The organism is Mycolicibacterium helvum (assembly GCF_010731895.1).
Lineage (GTDB): Bacteria > Actinomycetota > Actinomycetes > Mycobacteriales > Mycobacteriaceae > Mycobacterium > Mycobacterium helvum.
On the sequence record NZ_AP022596.1, the window covers coordinates 1,001,193 to 1,025,524 of the forward strand.

The 24,332-nt window shown below is 66.1% G+C and carries 28 protein-coding genes; 14 read left to right on the forward strand and 14 right to left on the reverse strand.

Annotated features, from left to right (window positions below; genetic code table 11):
- Positions 1–66 precede the first annotated feature (66 nt).
- Genes G6N38_RS04405 through G6N38_RS04415 form a run of 3 tightly spaced genes read left to right on the forward strand, consistent with a single transcriptional unit; the run spans position 67 to position 3,244 of the window.
- The gene (locus G6N38_RS04405; RefSeq protein WP_163746423.1) at positions 67–672 is read left to right on the forward strand and encodes a hypothetical protein; all 606 of its coding nucleotides are present in this window, start codon (positions 67–69) and stop codon (positions 670–672) included.
- Between the two features lie 14 nt (positions 673–686).
- Entirely contained in the window at positions 687–1,787 is a 1,101-nt protein-coding gene (locus G6N38_RS04410) for an Rv1157c family protein (protein WP_170314148.1), read from the forward strand.
- Between the two features lie 56 nt (positions 1,788–1,843).
- The gene (locus G6N38_RS04415; RefSeq protein WP_163746424.1) at positions 1,844–3,244 is read left to right on the forward strand and encodes a wax ester/triacylglycerol synthase family O-acyltransferase; all 1,401 of its coding nucleotides are present in this window, start codon (positions 1,844–1,846) and stop codon (positions 3,242–3,244) included.
- Between the two features lie 93 nt (positions 3,245–3,337).
- Here the strand turns inward: G6N38_RS04415 and G6N38_RS04420 are convergent, their stop codons facing one another.
- Positions 3,338–3,484 carry a DUF1059 domain-containing protein gene (locus G6N38_RS04420; protein ID WP_094478574.1) on the reverse strand — a complete coding sequence of 49 codons (147 nt, stop codon included), beginning with the start codon at positions 3,482–3,484 and terminating at the stop codon, positions 3,338–3,340.
- A gap of 43 nt (positions 3,485–3,527) precedes the next feature.
- Positions 3,528–4,103 (reverse strand): HhH-GPD-type base excision DNA repair protein, encoded by a 576-nt coding sequence (locus G6N38_RS04425; RefSeq protein ID WP_163746425.1) that lies wholly within the window; start codon positions 4,101–4,103, stop codon positions 3,528–3,530.
- Positions 4,104–4,201: 98 nt separating this feature from the next.
- Between G6N38_RS04425 and G6N38_RS04430 the strand changes: the two genes are divergently transcribed.
- The 9 genes from G6N38_RS04430 to G6N38_RS04470 all read left to right on the forward strand — a co-directional run bounded on the left by G6N38_RS04430 (position 4,202) and on the right by G6N38_RS04470 (position 13,335).
- Positions 4,202–4,504: a DUF732 domain-containing protein gene (locus G6N38_RS04430; RefSeq protein ID WP_163746426.1), complete on the forward strand. Its 303-nt coding sequence runs from the start codon at positions 4,202–4,204 to the stop codon at positions 4,502–4,504.
- A 13-nt stretch (positions 4,505–4,517) separates the two neighbouring features.
- Complete coding sequence (locus G6N38_RS04435; protein WP_163746427.1) at positions 4,518–5,699, forward strand: sensor histidine kinase; 1,182 nt, start codon at positions 4,518–4,520, stop codon at positions 5,697–5,699.
- A gap of 16 nt (positions 5,700–5,715) precedes the next feature.
- On the forward strand, positions 5,716–6,498 hold the full coding sequence (locus G6N38_RS04440) for a LytR/AlgR family response regulator transcription factor (RefSeq protein ID WP_163746428.1): 783 nt from the start codon (positions 5,716–5,718) through the stop codon (positions 6,496–6,498).
- Positions 6,491–6,871, forward strand: a complete 381-nt coding sequence (locus G6N38_RS04445) for a hypothetical protein (protein WP_163746429.1) — start codon at positions 6,491–6,493, stop codon at positions 6,869–6,871. The genes G6N38_RS04440 and G6N38_RS04445 overlap by 8 nt, the downstream gene beginning before the upstream one ends.
- Positions 6,868–8,595: a sodium/solute symporter gene (locus G6N38_RS04450; protein WP_163746430.1), complete on the forward strand. Its 1,728-nt coding sequence runs from the start codon at positions 6,868–6,870 to the stop codon at positions 8,593–8,595. The genes G6N38_RS04445 and G6N38_RS04450 overlap by 4 nt, the downstream gene beginning before the upstream one ends.
- 127 nt (positions 8,596–8,722) lie before the next feature.
- Complete coding sequence (locus tag G6N38_RS04455; RefSeq protein ID WP_163746431.1) at positions 8,723–9,073, forward strand: DUF485 domain-containing protein; 351 nt, start codon at positions 8,723–8,725, stop codon at positions 9,071–9,073.
- Positions 9,070–10,704 (forward strand): monocarboxylic acid transporter, encoded by a 1,635-nt coding sequence (locus tag G6N38_RS04460; protein ID WP_163746432.1) that lies wholly within the window; start codon positions 9,070–9,072, stop codon positions 10,702–10,704. Before G6N38_RS04455 ends, G6N38_RS04460 begins: the two co-directional genes overlap by 4 nt.
- A 101-nt stretch (positions 10,705–10,805) precedes the next feature.
- Positions 10,806–12,011 (forward strand): MFS transporter, encoded by a 1,206-nt coding sequence (locus G6N38_RS04465; RefSeq protein WP_163746433.1) that lies wholly within the window; start codon positions 10,806–10,808, stop codon positions 12,009–12,011.
- 10 nt (positions 12,012–12,021) lie between these two features.
- The gene (locus G6N38_RS04470; RefSeq protein ID WP_163746434.1) at positions 12,022–13,335 is read left to right on the forward strand and encodes an acyltransferase family protein; all 1,314 of its coding nucleotides are present in this window, start codon (positions 12,022–12,024) and stop codon (positions 13,333–13,335) included.
- Here the strand turns inward: G6N38_RS04470 and G6N38_RS04475 are convergent.
- From G6N38_RS04475 to G6N38_RS04500, 6 genes are all read right to left on the reverse strand, one after another.
- Entirely contained in the window at positions 13,332–13,508 is a 177-nt protein-coding gene (locus G6N38_RS04475) for a DUF5302 domain-containing protein (protein ID WP_163746435.1), read from the reverse strand. The genes G6N38_RS04470 and G6N38_RS04475 overlap by 4 nt on opposite strands.
- A 30-nt stretch (positions 13,509–13,538) precedes the next feature.
- The gene (locus tag G6N38_RS04480; protein ID WP_163746436.1) at positions 13,539–13,982 is read right to left on the reverse strand and encodes a PPOX class F420-dependent oxidoreductase; all 444 of its coding nucleotides are present in this window, start codon (positions 13,980–13,982) and stop codon (positions 13,539–13,541) included.
- A gap of 49 nt (positions 13,983–14,031) precedes the next feature.
- Positions 14,032–14,319, reverse strand: coding sequence for a cytochrome C oxidase subunit IV family protein (locus G6N38_RS04485; RefSeq protein WP_163746437.1), 288 nt, complete (start codon positions 14,317–14,319; stop codon positions 14,032–14,034).
- 1 nt (position 14,320) lies between these two features.
- Positions 14,321–14,923: a cytochrome c oxidase subunit 3 gene (locus G6N38_RS04490; RefSeq protein ID WP_163746438.1), complete on the reverse strand. Its 603-nt coding sequence runs from the start codon at positions 14,921–14,923 to the stop codon at positions 14,321–14,323.
- On the reverse strand, positions 14,920–15,651 hold the full coding sequence (locus G6N38_RS04495) for a hypothetical protein (RefSeq protein WP_163746439.1): 732 nt from the start codon (positions 15,649–15,651) through the stop codon (positions 14,920–14,922). The genes G6N38_RS04490 and G6N38_RS04495 overlap by 4 nt, the downstream gene beginning before the upstream one ends.
- Before the next feature lie 114 nt (positions 15,652–15,765).
- The gene (locus G6N38_RS04500) at positions 15,766–16,689 is read right to left on the reverse strand and encodes a hypothetical protein (RefSeq protein ID WP_163746440.1); all 924 of its coding nucleotides are present in this window, start codon (positions 16,687–16,689) and stop codon (positions 15,766–15,768) included.
- A gap of 308 nt (positions 16,690–16,997) precedes the next feature.
- Between G6N38_RS04500 and G6N38_RS04505 the strand changes: the two genes are divergently transcribed.
- Complete coding sequence (locus tag G6N38_RS04505) at positions 16,998–18,017, forward strand: Lrp/AsnC family transcriptional regulator (RefSeq protein WP_163746441.1); 1,020 nt, start codon at positions 16,998–17,000, stop codon at positions 18,015–18,017.
- A gap of 165 nt (positions 18,018–18,182) precedes the next feature.
- Positions 18,183–19,256 (forward strand): Lrp/AsnC family transcriptional regulator, encoded by a 1,074-nt coding sequence (locus tag G6N38_RS04510; RefSeq protein WP_163746442.1) that lies wholly within the window; start codon positions 18,183–18,185, stop codon positions 19,254–19,256.
- A 20-nt stretch (positions 19,257–19,276) separates the two neighbouring features.
- Here the strand turns inward: G6N38_RS04510 and G6N38_RS04515 are convergent, their stop codons facing one another.
- Genes G6N38_RS04515 through G6N38_RS04540 form a run of 6 tightly spaced genes read right to left on the reverse strand, consistent with a single transcriptional unit; the run spans position 19,277 to position 24,332 of the window.
- On the reverse strand, positions 19,277–19,672 hold the full coding sequence (locus G6N38_RS04515; RefSeq protein WP_246227693.1) for a hypothetical protein: 396 nt from the start codon (positions 19,670–19,672) through the stop codon (positions 19,277–19,279).
- Positions 19,669–20,274, reverse strand: coding sequence for a hypothetical protein (locus tag G6N38_RS04520; RefSeq protein WP_163751799.1), 606 nt, complete (start codon positions 20,272–20,274; stop codon positions 19,669–19,671). Before G6N38_RS04520 ends, G6N38_RS04515 begins: the two co-directional genes overlap by 4 nt.
- A 53-nt stretch (positions 20,275–20,327) precedes the next feature.
- Positions 20,328–21,284, reverse strand: a complete 957-nt coding sequence (locus tag G6N38_RS04525; protein ID WP_163746443.1) for an MlaD family protein — start codon at positions 21,282–21,284, stop codon at positions 20,328–20,330.
- Positions 21,281–22,288: an MlaD family protein gene (locus G6N38_RS04530; RefSeq protein WP_179968480.1), complete on the reverse strand. Its 1,008-nt coding sequence runs from the start codon at positions 22,286–22,288 to the stop codon at positions 21,281–21,283. Before G6N38_RS04530 ends, G6N38_RS04525 begins: the two co-directional genes overlap by 4 nt.
- Positions 22,285–23,373, reverse strand: a complete 1,089-nt coding sequence (locus G6N38_RS04535; RefSeq protein WP_163746444.1) for an MCE family protein — start codon at positions 23,371–23,373, stop codon at positions 22,285–22,287. Before G6N38_RS04535 ends, G6N38_RS04530 begins: the two co-directional genes overlap by 4 nt.
- Complete coding sequence (locus tag G6N38_RS04540; RefSeq protein ID WP_163751801.1) at positions 23,373–24,332, reverse strand: MlaD family protein; 960 nt, start codon at positions 24,330–24,332, stop codon at positions 23,373–23,375. Before G6N38_RS04540 ends, G6N38_RS04535 begins: the two co-directional genes overlap by 1 nt.

Below are 24,332 nucleotides of genomic sequence, written 5' to 3' on the forward strand. Positions count from 1 at the left end.
CACTTGAGTAACTCTAGTAACGGACTACCTTCGGGTTCAGACCTGCACTCGAGGATTGGGATAACCATGCCAAATATTTCAAAGCTGTTCGCCGCCAATGTGATTGGAGCAGCCGGGCTGTGCTCGGTTGCGCTCGCACTCAGCCCGTCCGCCGCGGCTGACCCGGGCGTTTCGCCCGCCGTTCCCGGCGTGCCCGGTCTTGCCATGCTGCAGCAATTCGCCACGAATCCGGCCAGCGCCGCGGCGCTGCTGCAGACCGCCGCGACCGCCCTCGGCGGCGCGTCGGCCCTGACCGGCGCACCGTCGACGCTGCCGGTCTCGCCGATCGGCGGAGCTCCGTCAACGCTGCCGGTCTCGCCGATCGCCGGCGCTCCGGCCACCGCGCCGGCCGCCAACGCCATTCCCGGTGGCAGCATCACCGCGCCGATCATTCCGCTGCTGAACCAGCTCGGCATGCCCGGCGACCTGGCCAGCCTGACGCCGTCGAACATGCCGTTCCCGGTCAAGATCGGCGACAGCCTGGCCGTCGGCCAGCCAACGCCGGTAGCCCCCGTGGCCACCGGGGTTGCCGGACCGGCCGGTGTGCCGCCGGCCAGTAACCCGCCGGTGGCGCCGACCACCCCGGGTGGCGCTGGCCTCGGCCAGCTGCTGCCGCTGTCCGCTCTGCCCTGACCAACCACTACCCGATGAGGGAGTTCACCGTGCCGCAGATCGCCAGACTGGCAATCGGGCTGACCACCGCCGCGCTCGTGGCCGCGACCCACCTGGCGTTCAGCCCGGTCGCGGCCGCGGACCCGGCCATCCCGCTGGATCCCGGCCAGCTGCCCGGCCTCGACGCCATGCAGATGCTCGGACCGGTGGTCCAGCAGGCCGCGGGGAACCCCTCATCGGCGCAGTCGCTGCTGCTCGCGGCGGCTTCGCAGCTCGCTGGTAACGCCACCACGCCGGCCGGTTCGGCGGCGCTGGCCCAGCAGGTCACCAAATTCGTGCAGGAGGGCGGGGCCGCTGGCCCCTCCGCCGCACTGCCTTCGGCGGCTCCCCCCGCCGCCCAGGCAGTGAGTGGCATCGCGCACGGCACCACGCCGCTGCTGACGCCCGGCACCGGCAACGGTCCTGTCCCCCTGCCTGAACATCTGCCCGCAACCGGCGCCGCACCCAGCGCGATCTTCGGCACCGAGGCGCATCTGCCCATCGGCATCGACCCGGCGCATGCCGTCGGCCCGGCGCCGGAGGCGATGCCCGAGGTGCCCACCCCGGTGACCGTCGTGAACCCGGCCGCGCCGCCGTCGCCGTCGGCCACGCCGGCCGGTAACTCGATCAACGTCGCAACGCCGAACCCCGCGCCCGCAGCGGCGGCCGCCCCGAACTACGACCCGGCAGCGCCGCCCACCCAAGACTTCATGTACCCGTCGATCAGCAACGGCTGCCTGAAGGACGGCGGCAACGTGATTGCGACCGCGATCTCGGTCGCCGGGCCGGCGAAGATCCCCACGCCAGGACCGGTCGCCGGTCAGACCGCCTACGTGTTCACCGCCGTCGGCACCCCGGCACCGGCCGCCGAGCAGAAGCTCCCGCTGAATGTCACCTGGGTCAACCTGACCACCGGCAAGTCCGGCAGCGTCACGCTGAAACCCAATCCCGACATCAACTCCGCGGGACCGACCACGCTGACCGCCATCGCCGACACCGGCTCGGGCAGCATCATGTCGACGATCTTCGGCCAGGTGACCACTGTGGACAAGCAGTGCACCTTCATGCCGACGATCGGTTCGACCGTCGTCCCCTGAGGCCCGAAAAGCCGCGCTAGGGTTGGGAAATCGCAATCCCAACCCTAGGTGGGTTCATGGAGACGCTCGACCCCATCGACGCGATGATGCTGACGGCCGAGCTGATCTCGAGCCCCATGCATGTCGCGATCGCGCTGATCATGAGCCCGCCCGAGGGCATGACGGGTACCACGTTCATCGACGACATGTACGAGCAGGCACTGACCGCGCCCGATCCCGTCGACCCCCGGCTGCGCCGCTGCCCGCACCGCGGCGTGGATACCGGCGGCCTGTGGGTGTGGCGCGAGGTGGCCAATCTCGACCTGAGCCGCCACCTGCAGCGGCTGACGCTGCCGCACGATTCGACCACCTCGGCACTGTGGGAGCTGGTGTCCGAGTTGCACGCCGAGCCGCTCGACCGGTCGGCACCGCTATGGATGGCGTATCTGATCGACGGGCTCGCCGACGGCCGATGTGCCCTGTACATCAAGATCCATCACATCGTCGTCGATGGCGTCGCGGGGCTGCAGAAGATCGCCGACTCGCTGACCACCGATCCCGATCGGCGCGCGATGCCACCCTTCTACGCCAGCACCACGCCCGACGAGCTCACCCCGAAACAGCGCGGCTTCAATCCGCTGTCGGTGGTACGTGACGTCGCGGGCGCCGCGGCGTCCGGGCTGAGCCTGGCCCGCAACGTCGCGTCCGCAGAAGTGGCGAACATCGTGCGCGGCCTGACCACGCGCACAGTCGCGGCGCCATTCGGCGCCCCGCACACCCGGTTCAACACCAAGCTGGGCCCCGACCGGGTTTTCGCGGCAACCAGCCTGGACCGTAACCGAATTCGGGCTATTCAGCAGGCTGCCGACGTCACCGGCAATGACGTTGCGACGGCGTTGATCGCCGGTGTGCTGCGGGATTGGCTGGCCGAGCAGGACGAGCTGCCCAGCCAGTCCCTGGTGGCGCTGTGCCCGGTGACGGTGCGCGAGCGCGACGCGGCCACGCCCGACGGGCACGGCAACCAGTTCGGCCTCGGGCTGTGTCCGCTGGCCACCGAGATCGACGACCCAGCCGAGCGGCTGAACCTGATCCACGACGCGATGGCAGGCGTCAAACATCAGGTCACCACTCGCGGCCCTGGCGCAATGCTGCTGGTGCTGATGCCGGCCGTGGTGCCGACGGCGCTCTCCCCGCTACTGCCGTTCGGCTCGTGGGTGCGGCCCAGTTACAACCTGCCGATCTCCAACGTGCCGGGCCCCCGCGAGCGGAGTTACTTCAACGGCGCCAGCGTCGACGAGATCTACCCCGTGTCGGTGGTCTACGACGGGATGGCGCTCAACGTGACACTGTGCTCCTACGCCGACCGGATCGGCATCGGTTATGTCGCCGACCGCGACGTGCTTCCCGACGTCGACGGCCTCATTCCGCTGACCGAGGTCGCGCTCGCGGAACTGGAGGCCGCCGTCGGGGTGGCCTAGCCGGCCGGCTCAACCTTGCCGCCGAGATTGACGCCACGTAGAAGAAGTTCGAGTAGACCTCTGCGTGGTGCCAATTTCGCGGGCGATACCGGCTCAGTAGGCCATGAACAAGATTTCGTCCCGGCCGTAGTCCATGCCGGGGTGTGCGGCCGCCAGGTGGGCCTTGGTGAGGTCGACGAGCTCGTCCTCATCCTTGGCGCTGATCGCCTCGCCACAGGGACAGTTGATGTGGGTCTTCATGGTTCCTCCGTTATCCGGCCTTCGCCTTCGGCAACCCTATGGCTCAGGCCTTCGCCTTCGCTGCGGCTTTCATCTTCTTCTTGTATGCCCTGACCTCGTCCAGCGACCCCTTGTCGACCACATCAGCGATCGACATGTGGGTGCCGGGCCTGCCGTAATCGCCGGCCGCCTCACGCCAGCCCTTCGGCGTGACGCCATACTGCTTGCCCAGCAGGGCCAGGAAGATCTTGGCCTTCTGCTCACCGAAACCGGGTAGTGCCTTCAGCCGGCGCAGCACCTCGGCGCCGTCGGGGTTGCCGTCGAGCCACAGCTGCGCGGCGTCACCGTCGTAGCGGTCGACGATCTCGCGCGCCAGATCCTGCACCCGTTTGGCCATCGAGCCCGGAAAGCGGTGAACAGCAGGCGTTTCCGAGAACTTCTCGGTGAACTGCTCCGGGTCGTAGTCGGCTACCAGCCGGGGGTCGATACCGCCGATGCGCTCGACGATCTTGCGCGGCCCCGCGAAGGCCGTCTCCATCGGAATCTGCTGATCCAGCAGCATGCCGGTCAGCAGGGCGAACGGAGCCTCACTCAACAGGTCGTCGGACGCGGGATCCTGGGTGAGCTGCAGTCTCGCCATGGCCGACAGTCTAGGACGACGATCGGGACGGTTCGGGCATCTGTGCCGCTCAGGTGTGCGATCGTGTAGCGATTCCTGCGTGGATACACCCCTAGGAGATGGACATGAGACGGGCGATTGCACCTGTTGTCGGGGCGGTCGTTACCGCGATTGCTTTGGCCGGCACCGCGCACGCGATACCGGACCAGGGCTCGCCGGAATTCGACGTATACATGCAGGGCCTGGCCCGCAATGGCTACAACCTGAATCCCGACACTGCGTGGCGCGTTGCTCATCAGGCGTGCATCGGCGGCATACCGGGCTACATCGGGTTGGAACTGGCCGCCCAAGGGGTCATCGGCCCCGGTGCACAGGAGCGGGTATTCGACGTGGCCCGAAAGTACGCCTGCCCAGTTCAGTAAGCGAGAAGACGACATGTCGGGTGCGGTAGCGCTCGCACTGGCGGTCGCACTCGCCGCAGTCGCACTGATCGTCGGCGCCATCGCCGTCCTGACCCGCAGCGTGGTCAGCACCCCGACCGAGCGCACGGTGCACGCCGCGCTGCACACGGCCTCGCTGGCGGCGCGCTCGCTGCGCAAGGGTCTGGACGCCGACTCCGCGGCCGCCGCCGCCCCGCACCTGCGCGGCCTGACCGGCTCCGACGGCGTCGCGATCTACGACGGCGGCACGGCACTGCTGGCGTTCGACCCGCCCGGCGATTCACTGTGGACACCGGCCACCCTGGAGACCTGCCACCGCACCGCGCGGGACGCGATCGCCGGCCAGCGCCGGGTGCTGGCGCGCGACCAGTCCCCCGCCGTGGTGGCCCAACCCATCCCCCACGACGACGGCATCGTGATCGGCGTGCTCGTCGTGGTCAACACCGATGAACCGTCGCCGGGCATGCTCGGTGCCATCGCCGAGGTCGCGCGCTACGCCGCCAGCCAGCTCGAGCTGGCCGAACTGGACGCGTCGCGGGCCCGCCTCGATCGCGCCGAGGTGCTCGCGCTGCGCGCGCAGATCAGCCCGCACTTCATCTACAACGCGCTCAACACAATCGCGTCGTTCGTCCGCACCGACCCCGACCGGGCGCGCGATCTCATTCTGGAGTTCGCCGACTTCACCCGGTACTCGTTTCGCTCCGCGGGCCCCTACACCGTGCTCGCCGACGAACTGCGCAACATCGACCGCTACCTGACCCTGGAACGCGCCCGCTTCGGCCCGAATCTGTCGGTGACACTGCAGATCGCGCCCGAGGTGCTGACCGTCGTGGTGCCGTTCCTGGCGTTGCAGCCGCTGGTGGAAAACGCGGTGCGGCACGGCCTGGCCGGCCGGCAAGCCGGTTCGATCGAAATCGTCGCCCGCAACGAGGGTTCCGACTGTGTCATCAGCGTGGAGGACGACGGTATCGGCATGGACCCCGAGATCCTTCGGTCCGGGCACGGCGACGTGCTGGGTGAGGGTGAGCAGACCGCCCACGTCGGGCTGAGCAATGTCGACCATCGACTGCGCGCGGCGTTCGGCAACGACTACGGTCTGGTGGTCGAGACCGCCCCGGATGCGGGTACGAAGGTGATCATGCGGGTGCCGAAGTTCCGCACGGGCGTGCGGGTTTGAACCAGAGAGGACGGGCATGACGGCTCAGCTGTGGGTGCTCGCGGTCGACGACGAAGCCCCCGCGCTCGACGAGCTCACCTATCTGCTCGGTGAGCACCCCGACGTCGCCGAGGTGACCGGCGCCGGCGACGCCACCTCCGCGCTGCGGATCATCAACGAACGCACGGTCGACGCGATCTTCCTCGACATCAACATGCCAGGGCTGTCCGGCCTCGAACTAGCCGGTGTGCTGGGCAATTTCGCGCACCCGCCCGCCGTCGTCTTCGTCACCGCGCACGACGACAAGGCGCTGGCCGCCTTCGAGGTCGGCGCGCTGGACTACCTGCTCAAGCCGATCCGCAAGGAGCGCCTCGACGAGGCCATCCGGCGGGTCGTCACCACGCGCACCACCGAGCCGGCCCCGCCGGTCGACGAGGCGGCCGCCGACACCATTCCCGTCGAGCTCGGCGGAGTCACCCAGCTGGTGCGCTGCGATACCATCGGCTGGGTCGAGGCCGAAGGTGACTACGCCCGGCTGCACGCCGCATCCGGCTCGCATCTGGTGCGAATTCCGTTGAGCACCTTGGAAGATCGCTGGCGCAACCGTGGCTTCCAGCGGGTGCACCGCTCCTACCTGGTCGCACTGAACATGGTGACCGGCCTGCGCACATCGGGGGCGTCGACGATGGTGCGGATGCGGGCCAACGGCGCGTCGGCGGCCGTCGAGCTGCCGGTGAGTCGCCGTCAGGCCCGCGAGCTGCGCGACCGCCTGATCCGCGACCCGATGCGAACCTTCCGGCCCGGGACGACCGATGACTAAGCCGGGCCGCCCGCAACGTGAACGCGTCGTGCTGGCCCACCGGCGCGGCACCCGCGTGGTGCACACCCGCGTCGAGGTCCAGGAGCAGACCGAGATCGGCGACGCACTGGTGCGCGGTCTGGTGCGAGCCCAGCTCGGCCTGGCACTGCGGCTGGCTGCGGTGGTCGCGGGCGGAATGGCCGCACTGCCGTTGCTCAATGCGGTGTTCCCAGAATTGTCCGCCGCCACCGTATTCGGGATGCGACTGAACTGGCTGACCCTGGCGGTGTTGGTCTATCCAGCTCTGTACGGCGTCGGCCGGCTGTTCATCCGGCTGGCCGAACAGGGTGAACGCGACTTCATCGGCGTGGTCGACGATGAGAGCCCGCTATGACCTCGACAGCGACGGCGCTGACCGCCGGCGGCCTACTGGCTTCCGCCGTCGCGACGGTGGCCGTCGGCGCCTACGGGATTCGGCTGTCGCGCACCACATCCGATTTCCTGGTGGCCTCCCGCACCGTCGGCCCCCGCTGGAACGCCGCCGCGATCTCCGGTGAATACCTCTCGGCGGCTTCATTTCTCGGTGTGGCCGGGCTGATCGCCAAGTATGGAGCCGACGCGCTGTGGTACCCGGTCGGATTCACCGCCGGCTATCTGGGTCTGCTGCTGTTCGTCTCCGCGCCACTGCGCCGCTCCGGCGCCTACACCGTGCCCGATTTCGCCGAGTTCCGGCTGGGCTCGTCGCGCGTGCGCCGGGTCGCGATGGTGGTGGTCGTCACGGTGTGCATCCTCTACCTGATCCCCCAATACCAAGGCGCCGGCATAGCCCTGAAAGCCCTTCTCGGCGTGCCGGTGTGGCTCGGTCCGCTGGCGGTTGGCGGGATCGTCATCGCCAATGTCGTCGGCGGCGGCATGCGGTCCATCACCTTCGTGCAGGCGTTCCAGTACTGGCTGAAACTGACGGCCGTCGCCGCCCCCGCGCTGGTGCTGCTCGTGCACTTCGGCCACGAGCACCCCCAGCTCGGCGGCCCGCTTGCGCCCACGGTGGATCAACAGACCGTCGTCACGATAGACACCGACGTTGTCGTCACCGTCGCTGACCCGACCGGCCTGACGGTGAGCGGTCCGGCCCATAACGGCACGCTGGGGTCCCCTGGCGAGTACTCCCTGCCGACGGGAACCACCCTGACATTGGCCGCTGGCGCGCACACCCCGGTCGTCAGCGGCGCACCGGCCAACGGCGCGGCGTGGATCCAGAGTGGCGGCGGACTGGGCGGCAAACACCCGCTCTATCAGGTGTTTTCGATCATGGTGGCCACATTCCTTGGCGCCATGGGGCTGCCGCACGTGCTGGTTCGCTTCTACACCAACCCCGATGGGCGCGCAGCGCGGCGGACCGCGCTGTCCGTGATCGTCCTGCTGTCCCTGTTCTATCTGTTCCCCGTCCTGCTCGGGGTGTTCGCCCGGCTCTACGTGCCACAGTTGCTCATCACCGGCAAGGCGGACGCCGCGGTGCTGCTGCTGCCGTCGGCCGCTATCGCGGGCCTGCCCGGTGAACTGATCGCTGCCCTGGTCGCGGCAGGCGCCATCGCGGCATTCCTGGCGACTTCGTCGGGCTTGCTGGTCAGCATCGCTGGTTCGCTGTCCACCGACGTGCTGCGCGGCCGGGTCAGCGACTTTCGGGCCGCGGCGCTGGTCGCCGGGCTCATCCCGATTCCGCTCTCCCTGGTCGCGCCCACCCTGGAACTGTCCCGCGGGGTCGGCCTGGCGTTCGCTGTCGCCGCGTCCACGCTGTGCCCGCTGCTGGTGCTCGGGATCTGGTGGCGCGGGCTGACCGCAGCCGGCGCCATCGCGGGGTTGGTGGTCGGTGCTCTGGCCTCGGGGGCAGCCATCCTGGTCGCGGTCACCGGCTGGGTCGACGACGAGGTGCTCGGCGGCTGGCTGACGGCGCTGATCGGCTACCCCGCCGCCGTCACGGTGCCGCTGGCGTTCGCGACGATGGCGCTCGTCAGCCGGCTTACCCGCGGCGACGCGCCCGCCGACGTGGCGCGGATCTTCGCCCGCATGCACGTGCCGGAACGCCTGGGCATGGGTGTGGAGCGGGTCCCCCGCGGCTGACCCCTACCGTTCAGCGCCGCCGGGCAACCGTTTACCGCAGGGTGCGCGCGACCCCTAGGGCTGTGACCCACCTCTCAATACCCTGTGGGCACGATCGGAGTCACAACACTGAGCTGAGGAGCATGCGGTGCCCACAACCGACCTGCCGCCACGGGAAACCCATCCCAGCGGCACCGAATACCTGGCGGTACAGGCCAGCCCCGAGTTTCAGGAGCTGCGCCGCACCCTGCGCCGCTTCGTCTTCCCGACCACGGCGTTCTTCCTGATCTGGTACGCCACCTACGTCCTGTTGGGCGCCTTCGCCCACGACTTCATGGCCATCAAGGTGTGGGGCAACATCAACCTCGGCCTGCTGATCGGGCTGGGCCAGTTCCTGACGACGTTCCTGATCACCGGTCTGTATGTGCGGTTCGCTAACCGGGAGCTCGACCCGCGCGCGGAAGCCATCCGCGCCGAGATGGAAGGCGCCCAGAAGTGACCACCACCGTGCTCGCCGAAGCCAGCCGGATCGGCAACCCGGCCGTCAACATCAGCATCTTCGTGGCCTTCGTGCTCATCACGCTGTTCATTGTGATCCGCGCCGGCCGCTCCAACACCAACGCCACCGAGTTCTTCACCGGCGGCCGCGCATTCTCCGGGCCGCAGAACGGCATCGCCATCGCCGGTGATTATCTTTCTGCGGCAAGCTTTCTCGGCATCGCTGGCGCTATCGCGGTGTATGGCTATGACGGCTTCCTCTACTCCATCGGGTTCCTGGTGGCGTGGCTGGTCGCCCTGCTGCTGGTAGCCGAATTGCTGCGTAACACAGGCAAATTCACCATGGCCGACGTGCTGAGCTTCCGGCTCAAGCAGCGGCCGGTGCGGGTGGCCGCGGCCACCTCCACGATGGCGGTGTCACTGTTCTATCTGCTGGCGCAGATGGCCGGCGCCGGTGGCCTGGTCGCACTGCTGCTCGACGTCCATGGCCGCACCGCCCAGTCCGTCGTGATCGCGGTGGTCGGTGTGCTGATGATCGTCTACGTCCTGGTCGGCGGCATGAAGGGCACCACATGGGTGCAGATCATCAAGGCCGTGTTGCTGATCACCGGGGCGGCGATCATGACCGTGATGGTGCTGGTGAAGTTCGGGCTGAACTTCTCCGAGATCCTCGGCTCGGCGCAGCACATGGTGCATGAGGCAACCACCAAGGGCGTGTCCAGCCGGGACGTGTTGGCTCCTGGCGCTCAGTACGGCGCCAACACCACCTCGAAGATCAACCTGTTGTCGCTGGGCCTGGCGCTGGTGCTGGGCACGGCCGGTTTACCGCACGTGCTGATGCGTTTTTACACGGTGCCTACCGCCAAAGAGGCTCGGCGGTCGGTGGTTTGGGCGATCGGGTTGATCGGCGCCTTCTACCTGTTCACCCTGGCCCTGGGGTACGGCGCGGCAGCTATCGTCGGTCCGGACAAAATCCTGGCCGCCCCGGGCGGGCAGAACTCGGCCGCACCGCTGCTGGCATTCCAGCTCGGCGGGGTGATCCTGCTCGGCATCATCTCGGCGGTGGCGTTCGCCACCATCCTTGCCGTGGTCGCGGGCCTGACCATCACCGCGTCGGCGTCGTTCGCCCACGACGTCTACGCCAGCGTGCTCAAGAGTCACAAGGTGACCGAGGACGAGCAGGTGCGGGTGTCCCGGATCACCGCGGTGGTCCTCGGCATCGCCGCGATCGGGCTGGGCATCCTGGCCAACGGCCAGAACGTCGCCTTCCTGGTGGCGCTGGCGTTCGCGGTCGCGGCCTCGGCCAACCTGCCGACGATCGTGTACTCGCTGTACTGGAAGCGGTTCAACACCCGCGGTGCGTTGTGGAGCATGTACGGCGGCCTGATCAGCTGCCTGTTGTTGATCGTCTTCTCGCCGGCTGTCTCGGGAAACAAGACCGCGATGATCCCCGGTGCGGACTTCGACTGGTTCCCGTTGGCCAACCCCGGCATCGTCTCGATCCCGCTGGCATTCATCCTCGGCATCGTCGGGACGTTGACGTCGTCGGACGCCGGCGATCCGGAGCTCAATGCCGAAATGGAGGTGCGGTCGCTGACCGGCGTCGGCGCCGAGAAGGCCACCCACCACTAAATGAGGTGAGAATCTCGCCGGCTGCGGGAATGGTGTTGACGTGCCGATAACGTTGACTTCGCTATGACCCCTGGTCGCTCCGCTCCTGCCCGCCGGATCTCATGACCCACACCCGGCGAGATCTCGCCCTGGCGCTGCTGGCCTATGCCTTCGCCGCGCTCATGGTCGGCACTACCCTGCCCACCCCGCTGTACGCGCTGTACTCCGAACGCATGCATTTCACCGTCCTGACTACGACGGTCATCTACGCCAGCTACGCCGGCGGGGTGTTGTTCGCGCTGCTGGTGTTCGGCCGGTGGTCCGACGCGATCGGCCGTCGTCCCGTGCTGCTGGCCGGCACGGTCTGCGCGCTGGCCAGCGCCGTGGTGTTCCTGATCGCGGATTCGGTACCGCTGCTCCTGATCGGCCGAGTGCTGTCGGGGTTGTCGGCCGGCCTGTTCACCGGCACCGCCACCGCTGCGGTCATCGAAGCCGCGCCACCGAGCTGGCGGACCCGCGCACCTGCGGTGGCCACCATTGCCAACATCGGCGGCCTGGGCACCGGGCCGGTGCTGGCCGGCATCCTGGCTCAGTACGCTCCGGCCCCGCTGCAGCTCACGTTCATCGTGCACATCGCGCTTGTCGTGCTGGCCGCGATCGCGGTGCTGCTGATTCCGGAAACGGCCAGCCGATCCGGAAAGCTGGGGCTGCAACGGCTATCGGTGCCACCCGAGGTTCGGCCGGTATTCGTCGTCGCCGCGCTGGCCGCGTTCGCCGGCTTCGCCGTCACGGGCCTGTTCACCTCGGTCGCGCCATCGATGCTGACCAACATCATCGGGATCGGCAATCATGCGCTGGCCGGCCTGATGGCCGGGTCCATCTTCGGCGCTTCGGCGATCGCGCAGATCGCCGGGGCGCGCATCCCGCCGCAGCGCGCCGTCGCACTCGGGTGCGCGATCCTGGCCGTCGGCATGGGTGTTCTCGCTGCGGCGCTGCACTATTCGTCGCTGGCCGGGTTGATCACCGCGGCGGTGGTGTCCGGTATCGGCCAGGGCATCAGCTTCAGCCGCGGGTTGGCCGCCGTGGCGCAGCGCACGCCCGCGCAGCGCAGGGCCGAAGTCAGCTCCACCTATTTCGTGGTGGCCTACATCGCGATCTCGATCCCGGTGATCGGCGAGGGTTTCGCCGCCCAGGCCTGGGGCCTGCGCACCGGCGGGACCGTGTTCGCCGCCGCGATCGGGGTGCTGGCGCTGGCCTGCCTTGCGGCCATCCTCTGGCAGGAGTCTGGAGAGAAATCAGGTAGATCTACCTACGCCGAAGAAGGCTAGATTCGCCTGCATGAGATTGGCGTTCCCCACGCCCGCCGACGTTGCGGCACAGACACCGCCGGATCGTGACCGGGCGATCGACGTCATCCGGATCTGCGCGCTGCTCGGCGTCGTCGCGGGCCACACCGTGATGGCAACCAGCATCATCACCGACGGTGTCCTGCACTGGGACAACCTGTTGACCACCTCGGTGGTCTTCCAGGCCGCGACGTGGATTTTTCAGATCATGCCGCTGTTCTTCTTCGCCGGTGCCGCGGCCAGTATGGCGTCGTGGCGAGCCGACGTGGGTTGGGGCCAGTGGCTGATGAAGCGCTGCGCCAGGCTTTTTCGGCCGGTCTTCTATTACCTGACGTTCTGGGCCGTGGCGTTGACCGTGCTGCGCCAGGTCCTGGCACCGCATGTCTACGGCCCGGTGGCCGGGGTCTCGACCCAGCTGTTGTGGTTCCTGGGCGCCTACGTGCTGATGCTGGCGGCGATGCCGCTCCTGATGCGGGTCACCACCGCGACACAACTGGTCGCCGGCGTCACGGCGGTCTACCTGGCGGTGGCGGTCGTCGACATCATCCGGCTCGCGGTTCCCGGCTGGCAGGCACTGGGGTATGCGAACCTCGCGGTGTGGCTGATCCCCGGCATGTTCGGGGTGGCCTACCGACGTGGAGTGCTGCGGCCGGCGACGGCGCTGCGCGCGGGGCTGACGATGCTGGCCGGCAACGTCGCACTGGTGACGTTCGGGCCCTACGAACTGAGCCTGGTCGGTATCGAGGGCCAACGGATGGCCAATATGACACCACCATCGCTGCTGCTGGCCGGACACGCAATCATGATGTGCTGCTTGATCATTGCCGCCGCACCGGCTATTGGGCGCTGGGCGCAACACCCGCGAATCTGGTGGCTGACGGCGATCGGCAACTCGGGCGCGATGACGCTGTACCTGTGGCACATGCCGGCACTGCTCGGGATCCATCTGCTGTTCGATGTCACCGGCCATCCCCGCTATCCCGGGCAGCCGGATTTCCTGATGACCTCCATCGCACAGTTGGTGCTCATGGCGGTAGGAGTTGCGGCGCTGTTCGTCGCACTCCGGCCGCTCGAGAACAACCCGCTGCCCGGCTGGGACGGGCCGATCGCGGTCAGCGGCGCCCGTAGCGTTGGCGTCGGCATCCTATTGTGCGTGGCCGGGCTGGCCACCCTGGTGTCGGTGAAGTGGGGGCTGAAGGACGACGGCCTCTACTGCACCGCCGTGCTCCTGGCTGCATTGGTCAGCGCGCGGATCATGTGCGGAAGTCGCTCTGCGGTAAGGCTTCCCGAGCGGATCGCCGGCTAGCCGCTCTTGCGGCGGAACTCCCGGCGGTTCTCTACCGGCCCCTGCGTACGGGATTGCTTGGCACCGCGGTCGGTGTGCGCGGAGCCACTCGCCGATTTGGTCTTCTTGCGCTCCAGCGCCTCGCGGAACTTCTGCTTGGTGTCGTCCTGCGGATCGGACTCTGATTCGGCCATGCTGGTCAGCCTAACGTGACGGTGAGCTCTTCAGCGGATGCCTGGCGGCATTCCGTAGACATGCGAGATCGGCATCGTCAGCAGCACCCGGCGGTCGGTGACCATCGCCCGGCGGTAGTCGTCCCAATCCGGATGTTCACCGGCGACGTTGCGATAGAGCGCGATGAGGGCCTCGACGGTGTCGTCATCCGGTGCGGCCGCCGGTGGAGTGAGGATGGAGTTCCCCTCGGCGACGGCATAGGACCAGCCGTCATCTGAGGACACCAGGATCGAGGCCCGCGGGTCGCGCCGCAGGTTGCGAGTCTTGGCGCGCGGTTCGGTGATGGAAACCTCGACGACCAGATTGCGCGGGTCGAAGTGATAGGTCACGTTGGACAACTGCGGGCGACCGTCCCGTTTGATGGTCGCCAGCACACCCAGCGAGTTGCCTGCGATCACCGCCAGCAGTTTGTCGTCGAACACGTGACGGGCCATGTTTGGAGACTACGTGTTCTGTTCCAAATCCCATGCGTATTCCCGTCAGCTACAGCCAGACGTAGAGCCCGATGACCACTGCCGCGCTCAACAGCGTCCAGCCGTTGACGATCAGCTGCAACCATCGCGGGGAATGGCGGATGTCCATGAAGTACTGGGTGACGAGCCAGACCTTGACGAACGACGCCACCAGAACGACCGCCATCGCCAGCCGGCTGAACCCGAGGAGATGGTCGATGCCCAGGACGTAGGACCCGACGGTGATCACCGCCAGGACGACTCCGACGGTGACCGCCGTCTTTTTCAGCGACGCGCTGTTGTCCGAGAGAATTGTCATGTCAGTTCACCAAGTAGAAGAGTGGGAACAGCACCAGCCACAAGAGGTCGACCATGTGCCAATAGCAGGTTGCGGAGATGAAGAGCTCGCGATCGCGGGGCCCGGGCAGACCAGCTGCCGTACGTGCGCGCATCAGGCCCAAGGTGACGGTTCCCAACAGCACATGCAGCAGATGCGCCCCGGTGACGGCAAAATAGATCATCCAGAACGTGTTGGTGTGGATCCACATTCCGTGATCGATCACCGAGTGGTATTCAACGGCCTTGACGGCCATGAAGAACACTCCGGTGGCCATGGCCCCGCCGAGGTAGCGCGATGCCTGCTGGAATCGATCGGCGTGCATGGCGTCGATGGCCAGCACGACCAGGACAGAGCCGACGATCAGCACGACGGTGTTGACCAACCCCAGGGGTTGGCTGAGCACCCGTGAGCCTGCGGCGAATGCCTCCGGCTGGTGTGCGCGGTTCCAGACGATGACGCCGAAAAGTGCTGTGAAGATCGCCATCTCGGCCAGGATGAAGACCCAGACACCCGGCTCGCCGGGGACGCGTGGTGCGGGGCGCGTTGGGGGCGCCGGTGTGGTTCGCACGGCCTGTTGTGTCATCGGACGGCCGCCTTTGCACGGTCGGCGCGGTTGCGACGGTGAGCGAAGTACAGCTGGAGGACCATGATGTTGTACCAGGCGAAGAAGATGGCTCCGGCAATCCAGAAGCTGATGAAGCCGTTCCAGGTGAACGGTCCGTAGGTGAAGAACGGAATCAGTGACCCGGTCAACGATCCGAACGCCATACAGAGGCTGTACCAGCCGACCCACCGCGGGAATACCGGGGTGGACGAGGAGTCCCCGAGGATCGCCCACGCGGTGGCAGCAGCCTGCATCGCACCGGGTTGCCACAGGCCGATCAGCGCCATCCAGGTCACATGATTGAGCAATTGATAGGAACTGTCGGCCATATCAGGCCGATGCAGTCCGACCAACATCATCGTGCCGCAGATCATCATCAAGGTGGTGGCGATGACGGCGGCGCCGAACTGCGTCATGGCGGCCAGCGGCCCGATTCCGGCGACGTGGCGCAGGCGATTGGCGATCGCTGCTCCGAAGGGCATGAACATGCTGCCGCCCACGATCACCAGGATGACCCCAAGCCGTTTCAGGTCGATGTCGTGGTGGAAGTACTCGGCCGTCACGTCGGCGGCGTACGGGCCGGGCGGCGGGATGAACCCGGCGAGGATGAACCCGATTCCGATGAAGGCCGGTAGCGCGACGCCGGCCGCGATTCCGAAAATGCCGACGGACCGTGCAACGGGTTGTGCAGTGGTGGTTGTGGTCATGAGTTTCCCTGGGTGAGGATCAGGCCGTTGGGCTGCTGTGAGACAGTGCGCGGCGGTCGCACACCGGGGCGCGACGGCCGCCTTACCTTCAGATTTGTTGGGTGGAGCTGTTTTTCACGACCCGGTTGGGGTCTTGGCAGCCGGTGTTGAACCTGCCCAGCCCTGGGGTGCGACGCCGATCTTGGTCAGGAAGACGTCACGCAGAGTCGCGTCGCGGTCGATCTCGATGCCTGCACGACGTTGGGCGCGGGAGATCTCCCCCAGCACGAGCCAGACCAGCAGTCCGGCAAGGACCACCGTGGCGACACCGCCGAGGTAGACCAGGGGCCACGAGCCGTTGCCGTTGACCGCAGGGGTGAAATTGCTGTTCAGTGCCGTGAAGACCGGCCAGCCAAGCGCGCCGTTGAGGCCGGCGTAGAGGCCCGGCAGCATGGGAATGACCAGCAGCTGGCCCCAGCCCACGAGTCGATCACGCAGCAAGAAGAAGATGAGTCCCGCTGTCAGCTGCAGGGTCGCATCGATGGTGTACCACCACATCGGTGCCCCCAGGAACAGGAACGGCTGCTGTCCGTAGTACTGGTAGAGACCGAGCTGCGCACCACTGATCTGCAATGCGGCATCGAACACCCACGACAGCGCGAACGCGTACAGGAAGAACCTGGGGCCCTTACCCACGTGGATGGCTCGGTAGATGATGTAGGCCTGCAGGCCGAAGAAAAAGGAATACCCGAGAACGACATAGAGCGGAATGTGCCGACCAAACAGGTTGACGGCGACCGCGACGTTGTCCTGGGCAAACCACAGCAGACCGAGGTAGTCCAGATACGGCTCGAGTAGTCCCATGCACAGTCCACCAACGAGGAAGACGACACCCAGCATTTCTCCCCGCATCGCCAACCGGATGGCCCAGGTCAAGGCGGCGAGGAAGAACCCGATGCACACCACGGTGAACAGCAGGCTCCACGAGTGTGGCGCCGACAGATCAGCCGGTGGCACCGGATACATCGGCGGGGCTTGTGCAAGCCAGACAGAGTCCACCAATTTCCTGGCTCCCTTCTAGAGCGATGACCAAGGTGTCCGTGACGCGCGAAGGTGGGCGTCGTTTCAGCGCGCGGTATGCGACCCAAGCGCCACCCGAGTGTGGCACATCACAACCGAATATCCTAGTTTTGCGTAGCACATCAGAGAAATCAATACGCATTATGTAGAGATGTGGTCGGACGTCTAGTCCGCGGCCCGCGGCCGGGTGTCACCATCGCAGGAGTGAACAATTGCCAGGTCGCCCGCCCTTGCCTGCAAATTGCGTAGAGTGTCGCGACGAGACTGGGTCACAACCGTCAGATCGGATGGGAATCACCGTGGCAACTCGGGCCGGAGCCAACAGAACCAACAGTGGCACGCTCGACCAAGGTTCGGCCGCAACACCTGCGGAACTCGACCACCTCGACCGGGCGCTCATCGAAGAGCTCACCCACGACGGACGCGCGGGAAACCGGACGCTCGCGGCGCGATTGCACGTCAACGAAGTCACGATCGCCGCCCGTCTGCGCCGATTGGAGGATGCCGGTGTCATGCGCGTGGTCGCGATCACCGACATCCGGCTCTTCGGCCATCGCGAGTTCGCCTTCGCGCTGATCCAGGTGGCGGGCCGACCCGTCCACGCCGTCGCCGCCGAAATGGCGAAACTGCCGGAGTCGATCGGCGTCACCATCTGTACCGGCAGGTTCGACATCGTTGTCGCCCTACTCGGTCGCGACCGGCAGCACCTGGCCGACCTCTTCGGCAGGGTGTTGCCGAAGATCAAGGGAGTCGGCGTTGTTCATGGCAGCATCGCGCTCGACGTCTTGAAATACGACTCCAAATGGGCGCTTTTGAGTGCAGACGCCGGCAGCACTCCCGAAGCTCAGGTCAGCGAGACCGTCGATCAGATGGACCTGTCGATCATCGCGCTGCTCCAGCAGAACGCCCGACGCAGCAACCGGCAGATCGCCGCCGATCTCGGGGTGTCAGAGGGTACGGTGCGCGTCCGCATCAAGAGAATGCTGACCGACCGGGTTTTCCGAATTCAGGCGGTGTCCGACGTGGTGCTGTCGGGGGTGGGCGCTCACGCCTATCTTCTGGTGTCGGCCGCTCCCGGGAAGGTCGGCGACATCGCCAAGGCGCTCGCGCGCCGGGAGGACGTCGCGCAGATAACCCGGGTACTGGAGCCCGTCGATCTGGTTGTTGTGCTGCACTCGAGCGACCGCTCGACCCTGCTGAACAGCATCTTCGACGAGATCGCCCTGATCCCGGGAGTGCGCCGCGCGGAGACCATGGACGGTGTCGCATCCCTCAAGCACGCCTACGCCTGGACCTGGATCGTCTGACATTCATCATCGTCAGCGGTCGATGACGCGCGGCCTTTGATTGCGACAGACACGCAAACTTGCATCATTTGACCGTCTAGTCTGAAGTAAGCATCGTACCGTCGGGGCTGCGTGCTGTCAGCGAGCCGCCTGGCTATTGCCCCCTGATCGCTTGGAGGACGCCGAGTGGCAGTTACGCCACCCGCCAAGGGCCCACTGGCCGCGGCTGACCGAGCAGTCCTGCATCCACCGAACGTTCGCGGCGCGACGCGCGGATCGACCGGATTCGCGGCGCGCGGTCGTGCGGACGCCACTCTCGATGAGGTGGACAAGGCGATCGTCAACCATCTGTTGCTTGACGGCAAGGTGACCAATCGCGATCTCGCCCAGCGAATAGGCATCAGCGAATCGGCGGTGAGCGTCCGAATCCGCAAACTCGTCGAAGCTGGTGTCCTCGTATTCACCGCGTTGATCGATTGGGAGGCAGCCGGTTTCGAGTGGTTCGTCATCTGCCGGATGAAGACCCGGTTGCGCGCGCCTCGTGAGGTTGCCAACGACATCGCCATGCTTGCCGGTTGCGAAGCCGTCGCCGTGGTTCTCGGATCCCATGACATCCTCGGCTACTTCCTGGCTGCCGACCGCGCAGAACTCAATGCCATCATCGATGCGCTCTCGCTGGTCCCCGGTGTAGCGTCCCTCGACGTCGACCTCGCAACCGATACCGCCGTCAGTCCGCGCGGGCGGCAGTTGTTCCTGGCCGTCGATGCGCCCCCAATACGGTTGCCTTGTCCGCGGATCGAACTCGACGATCTCGACGTTGCACTTCTTCAAGAACTCGTGCGCGACGGACGCCAATCGAGCCGCAGCATGGCCCGCTCCTTCGGCGTCTCGGAGGGGACGATCCGGGCGCGGTCTTCCCGGCTGTCGCGCGCGGGACTCGCCCAGGTGGTGGCGATGGTGGAACCGGTGGCGTTGGGAATGGCCGGAGTCATTGCGTCCCTGTCCATCCGGGTCGACCGCCGTAACCTCGAGGCTGCCCTGGCTGCGCTGATCGAGATGCCCAACGTCGTGTTCGGTGCCCGGTGCGTGGGCAATTTCGACCTGCACCTCACCGTCACCGGTGCCGACCCCTACGAGCTGATGGAATTCGTCGGCACCAGTGTCCAGTCGGTGATCGGTGTCCGAGACACCGACACGCTGTTGTTCGTCGACGCGTTGCGGTTCAGCCCCTACCTCAAACGACTGGTCGCACCCACCTGAACCGTCCGCCTATTCTCCGGTCAACCGGAATGCGGGGTGTTGCCGTAACAGGTGGCGTTGCCGACGTCCAAGACACTCTCGCAGAGCATTTCGCCATTGGCGAAGATGCGGACGGTGACCCATTTGGCCGGACTGCGGATGCGACGCCAATCCGCACGCAACTGTGCGCCCGTGCCCGTCGGCCCTCGCGCGTCATCGAGCGGGACGTCGATCCGCCACGGCAGCGATACCCCGGTCACCAGCACACGGCCACCCGGCTGCATGAACTCGACGTCGACGACCGCAATGGTGTCGGAGTCGATCTCGTAGGTCACCGTGTCGGCAGCGTGCGCGAGCGGTATCGATGCCTGGCCCGTGCCGACCACCGCCGCCACGGCGAGAATGGGCCCGAGCCGGGCAGCTCGCCCGCGGGTCACTTGCCGGCAACGACGGCGCTGATTCCGCCGACATCGGTGATGAGCCAGTTGTTATTGCTGTCGATGGTGATGCTGTAGGTCGCGGTGGATTGCAGGTTGTCGGGCGCCTGGGTGGTCTTGGTCAGCACACTGACGAAGGTGTCGACAACGTAGACGCCGTTGACGTCCGAACGCACCTTGGCGGCAAGCGGTTTGGAGGTCGACGTCCACTGCAACGGCACCAGAAGCTGTTGCATGGAAGTAGCCGCCTTGGACAGCTTGTCGTTGAGCTCCGGCGATGTCCCCTTGACCAGGTTGACTTTCCACCCATTGAGGTCCTGATAGTTCATCGCGGCCGCGTTGACGGCGTACTCGAGGGCGATCTGCTCGGCCTTCTGCTGATTCTGCGCGGCGCGAACGTTGGCCTCGACGGTGCCGCGTTGACCGATGTACAGCCACGTCATCACGCCCAACCCGGCCGCCAGGGCAAGCATCACCACGCCGATCACCAGCGCGCGAAGCGTCAGCGACACCCGCCGGGGCGGCGGACTTGCCGGGCTGTCAACAGAGGCGCCGCCGGCTGGGATGTCGGCATGCTCGTCGAGCTGATCGTCAGTGTCCATGGTGTCGATCACGGTAGTTCTTTCCACCTCGACCACATCCTTTCTTGTCGGGCTTAGGGTTGCGGGGTTTTCACGCGCAGCGTGACCACACCGTCTTCGGGGTAGGCGGCCAGCATGTTCGACAGGATCTGACCGGTGTCGAGGTTCATCGCCGCAGCGGCGATGCCGTTGATGTTGGGTGTGAGTGCCTCGGCGAACACCTTGAGATCCGGGCCGCGATCGTCGAGGAACTTTTGCACGCTTTTCATCAGTCGACCGACATTGCGCAGGCCCTCGGGCGACCCGGTGTCGTCGACCAGGTGCTTGGCGTTGTCGAACAAGCCCCACATCTCCGGACCCAGCGCGTACAGCGCCGGGGTGATCTCAGCCACCCGTGGACCGACGAAACCGGCGTTGCGCAGCAGGATCTGAAAGTCGTCGAGCAGCTTGGATCCTCGACCGTCCATGCTCGACACCGCGTTTCGGAGCAGCACACTTGCCCGGGCAAGGTTGGGTAGGACGACATCGGGATCGGGTAGAGCCGCATCCGTCTCAGTGACGAGGTGATTGAGACTGTCCGGCTTGAGCTGATTGAGCACGCGCGCCAAGCTGACGGACAGCTCCGAAATCGAAGCGGGCGCAACGATGTTGTCCGCAACGACCTTTTGCCCGTTCTGGAAGTACGGACCGGAGGCCGACCGCGGGACCAGGCCGATGTAGGTCTCGCCGAGGGCGGATAGGTTCTCCAGCCGGACCTCACTGTCCACCGGCACCGGGACGTTGCGGGTCAGGTAGAAATCGACCGTCGCACCCGACAACGTGGTAGAAATCCCAGTCACCTTGCCCACCGGGACACCGCGCAGCAGGACGTTGGAGTCCACGACGAGGCCGTTGATGTCGGGCACCCGCATGCTCACCGAGATGCGGTCATCTGGGGGGCCGACTCGTACTCCCAGCGCGGCGATGTAGTACACGCAGAATCCCGCGATGGTGATGAAGGCCGCGAACGACATCAGGTACCGGGGCTTCACGGAATCGCTCCCAGCATCCGCAGGACATCCTGCACGTTGTTGGTGATATCGCGCCCGTTCGCGGTCTGGACCGACACGATGTTCATCGCCGGATACTTGTCCTGCGGCAGAAACGCTTCCTGGAAAAGGTCGCGCCATGGCCGGTATTCACCTTCGATGGCCCACTTGCTCTTCTGCACCGCGCCGACGGCCACCCCGAGTGATTCCAGCATCGGCACCAGCCAGTACCCGCCGGTGTAGATGCTGCCGACGGACGGGATCAAGACGCCGTTGGCCGCAGAGACCACAGCCATCCGCTCCCACTGGGTCATCCCGTCCGGTGAGAACCAGTACTGGAGCTTGGGCACATGGGTGGCCAACACTTGCCCGGTGCCCGCCACGCCGTCAAGCCAGTGGTCCACCGTGTCGACGTTGTCTGACAGGTCACGCAGATCCGTCGCCACCCGCGAGGCGATCGCGCGCACCTGCTCGGATCGCTCGGGCGTGACGTTGTTGACCCCGATGATGGTGTTCTGGATCCGTTGGATCGACCCGCTGGACACGAAGTTCGCCAAGTTCGCGATCGTGTCCTCCAGCTGCGGCGGGGATGTCGTCTGCGCCAGCGCGATTCGGCCACCGGGTGGCAGTGACGGGCCGGCCCCGGTCTGGTCGGCCGCGGTCTGGTCGGCCCGGGTGATCGCGACATAGATGTCGCCGAGCACCGTCGCCTGCTGCAAGATGGCGTGCGCATCGGCGGGGATGCGCACGCTCTTGTCGATCTGCGCCTTCACATCGACCGACCGAGGGCCGATCTTGATGTCGTCGACGATCCCGATCGTCGTCCCGTCCATCACCACCTTGGCCCGATCCGGCAGGTTCAGGACGTTGGCGAACTCCATCGTTACGGGGTAACCGTCACCGTAGGCATTGCCTGGTTGTGGCAGATCGTTGACGGTGATCGCCGAACAGGAACAGAGTATGCCGGCGCACAGACACACCGCCAGGACCCGTGCAACCCGCTTCATCGTCGACTCGCTTCCACGAAGACGTACTGCAGCAGATTGATGTCGACCCCGTATGGTTGGCCGGCCACATTCGCGCAACTACCCGGCGTATCGATGTTCATGAAGTGGCACACCAGGGGCCCGTTGGGACTTCGCACTCGATAGAGCGGAGGCCGGAACGACATGATGAACTCTCGGTTGTTGAAGTGGTTCGCCGCGCCGTTGATCCACCAGGGCAACGGATCGAGCAGGCTGGCGAGTCCAGCAGCGTGCGGCGACAGGATGCGTACCGTGTCCGACACCGTGTCGAGGGTCAGCGCGATCTCGTCCCCAGCGTGCACCTGCAAATCCGAGATCGCGGTAATCAGTTGCGGGAGTGACTCGGTCATGTTCCGCGCGCCGTGGATTGCGTCCACGAGGTCGGGTGTGGTGTGCGCGCCATCCTGAAGGATCTGTTTGAGCGGGTCCCGTGTGGCGACCAGGGTGTCGGTGATGTCGCCGAGGTTATGCACGATCGACGTCATGTCGCTGATTGCGCCGTCCGGACTGTCGAGCAGCTGGGAGGAGGTGGTGAGAATGCGGTTGATTCCGGGGCCATTGCCCGTGGCCGCCTGATCCAGCTGCGTGATGACAGCACCGATGTTGTTCGACGTTTCGGGGTTGACCGCGTTGACGAAAGTGTTTGCCGAACCGATGATCTCCGACAGGCTCTTCGGCGTCATCGACCTGTCCAGCGGGACACAAACGCCTGGCGTGAGCCGAGGACCGGACTCGTAGTTGCCGACGAGTTCGAGCGCACGGTCGGCGAGTATCGACGTCGAACGTACAACTGCCTTCACGTCTGCGGGCATGGGCCGGTCCTCGGCGAGGGAGAATCCGACACGCACACTGCGTGCGCCGGGGGTCACCGTGTCGATCGTGCCGATCTTGTATCCCATCTGGGTGACCGGATTGCCGACGTATAGACCGACGGCGTCCGGCAGGGTCGCGCAGTACTGCGTCGCCGCCTTCGCCTCGTCGTTACCACCGCACGAGGCGGTCACCAGCGCAACGGTGGTCACGGCCAGCACGCCGCCGAGGCGCCGTCCGAAAGTTTGTCCCACCATCAGCAGGGACTCCCGGGAACCGGAATGCACACATCCGTCGCCAGCAGCTCCGGTGGGGCATTCTGCCGATCCAGCGTCCGGTAGAGCCGCTCACGAGTGCGCTTGAGGATGCGGATGACCAATCCATTGCGGTCGGCCCAGGTTCTCACGATCTGTTGCCATCGAGTGAGCTTCTCCAAGAACTCTTCTCGGTGAGCCATGTAGAAGTCAGCGACGGGACCCAACCCGAGCAGGATCTTGCCCATCCCTTGCATGGCCTGCGCGAAGCCCTTGCCGTAGATGACCAGCGTCTGCTCGAGAATGGCTACCTTCTCGATCAGTTCCTCCAACCGGCCCCGGTATTGCGCCAGCTGCTCGATGTATTCGTCGGACATGTTCAGAATCTGTGACAGCTCGCCGCGCTGTCGGTCCAACGTGTCGGTCAGCGCCGTTCCCGCGTCGACGATCGAGGAGATGGTGGTCAGGTTGGATCCAGCCAGGCCTTGCTGAATATTGTCGAGCGACTGCTTGATCGGCGCTGGGGCCAGACCGTCGGTGATCTTCGTGGCATCGGTCAGAGTCCGGACCAGACTGTAGGGCAGCGTGACCCGCTCTTTGGGAATGGTCGACTTACCAAGGGGCTTGTTCCCCAACGAATCCAGATTCACGTAGTAGCCGCCCACCACGGTCAGCATTCGGACGTCGATGCTGGACTGATCGCCGACGAAGGCGCTGCCTTCGACGGTGGCATTCACCCGAACCTGCTTGGGCTCGATGGACAGACCCGTGACCTTACCGACCGTGATTCCGGCGATCCGCACCGTGATTCCCGGCGAGATGGAGGAGGCGTCGTCGGTGTAGAAGCTGACCGTCTTGTTGCCGGGCGGGCTGATGTAGACCGCTGCCGCGACGACAGCGAGGATGGTCGCGATGGCCAGCGCCGTCGTGCCCCATAACCGCGGATCGCGCAGCACCGTCAT

Bases quoted from the DNA above. Each gene is read 5' to 3' on its own strand.
- G6N38_RS04405 (WP_163746423.1), top strand. From the start codon at position 67: ATGCCAAATATTTCAAAGCTGTTCGCCGCCAATGTGATTGGAGCAGCC.
- G6N38_RS04410 (WP_170314148.1), top strand. From the start codon at position 687: ATGAGGGAGTTCACCGTGCCGCAGATCGCCAGACTGGCAATCGGGCTG.
- G6N38_RS04415 (WP_163746424.1), top strand. From the start codon at position 1,844: ATGGAGACGCTCGACCCCATCGACGCGATGATGCTGACGGCCGAGCTG.
- G6N38_RS04420 (WP_094478574.1), bottom strand. From the start codon at position 3,484: ATGAAGACCCACATCAACTGTCCCTGTGGCGAGGCGATCAGCGCCAAG.
- G6N38_RS04425 (WP_163746425.1), bottom strand. From the start codon at position 4,103: ATGGCGAGACTGCAGCTCACCCAGGATCCCGCGTCCGACGACCTGTTG.
- G6N38_RS04430 (WP_163746426.1), top strand. From the start codon at position 4,202: ATGGACATGAGACGGGCGATTGCACCTGTTGTCGGGGCGGTCGTTACC.
- G6N38_RS04435 (WP_163746427.1), top strand. From the start codon at position 4,518: ATGTCGGGTGCGGTAGCGCTCGCACTGGCGGTCGCACTCGCCGCAGTC.
- G6N38_RS04440 (WP_163746428.1), top strand. From the start codon at position 5,716: ATGACGGCTCAGCTGTGGGTGCTCGCGGTCGACGACGAAGCCCCCGCG.
- G6N38_RS04445 (WP_163746429.1), top strand. From the start codon at position 6,491: ATGACTAAGCCGGGCCGCCCGCAACGTGAACGCGTCGTGCTGGCCCAC.
- G6N38_RS04450 (WP_163746430.1), top strand. From the start codon at position 6,868: ATGACCTCGACAGCGACGGCGCTGACCGCCGGCGGCCTACTGGCTTCC.
- G6N38_RS04465 (WP_163746433.1), top strand. From the start codon at position 10,806: ATGACCCACACCCGGCGAGATCTCGCCCTGGCGCTGCTGGCCTATGCC.
- G6N38_RS04470 (WP_163746434.1), top strand. From the start codon at position 12,022: ATGAGATTGGCGTTCCCCACGCCCGCCGACGTTGCGGCACAGACACCG.
- G6N38_RS04475 (WP_163746435.1), bottom strand. From the start codon at position 13,508: ATGGCCGAATCAGAGTCCGATCCGCAGGACGACACCAAGCAGAAGTTC.
- G6N38_RS04480 (WP_163746436.1), bottom strand. From the start codon at position 13,982: ATGGCCCGTCACGTGTTCGACGACAAACTGCTGGCGGTGATCGCAGGC.
- G6N38_RS04485 (WP_163746437.1), bottom strand. From the start codon at position 14,319: ATGACAATTCTCTCGGACAACAGCGCGTCGCTGAAAAAGACGGCGGTC.
- G6N38_RS04490 (WP_163746438.1), bottom strand. From the start codon at position 14,923: ATGACACAACAGGCCGTGCGAACCACACCGGCGCCCCCAACGCGCCCC.
- G6N38_RS04495 (WP_163746439.1), bottom strand. From the start codon at position 15,651: ATGACCACAACCACCACTGCACAACCCGTTGCACGGTCCGTCGGCATT.
- G6N38_RS04505 (WP_163746441.1), top strand. From the start codon at position 16,998: ATGGGAATCACCGTGGCAACTCGGGCCGGAGCCAACAGAACCAACAGT.
- G6N38_RS04520 (WP_163751799.1), bottom strand. From the start codon at position 20,274: ATGGACACTGACGATCAGCTCGACGAGCATGCCGACATCCCAGCCGGC.
- G6N38_RS04530 (WP_179968480.1), bottom strand. From the start codon at position 22,288: ATGAAGCGGGTTGCACGGGTCCTGGCGGTGTGTCTGTGCGCCGGCATA.
- G6N38_RS04535 (WP_163746444.1), bottom strand. From the start codon at position 23,373: ATGGTGGGACAAACTTTCGGACGGCGCCTCGGCGGCGTGCTGGCCGTG.
- G6N38_RS04540 (WP_163751801.1), bottom strand. From the start codon at position 24,332: ATGACGGTGCTGCGCGATCCGCGGTTATGGGGCACGACGGCGCTGGCC.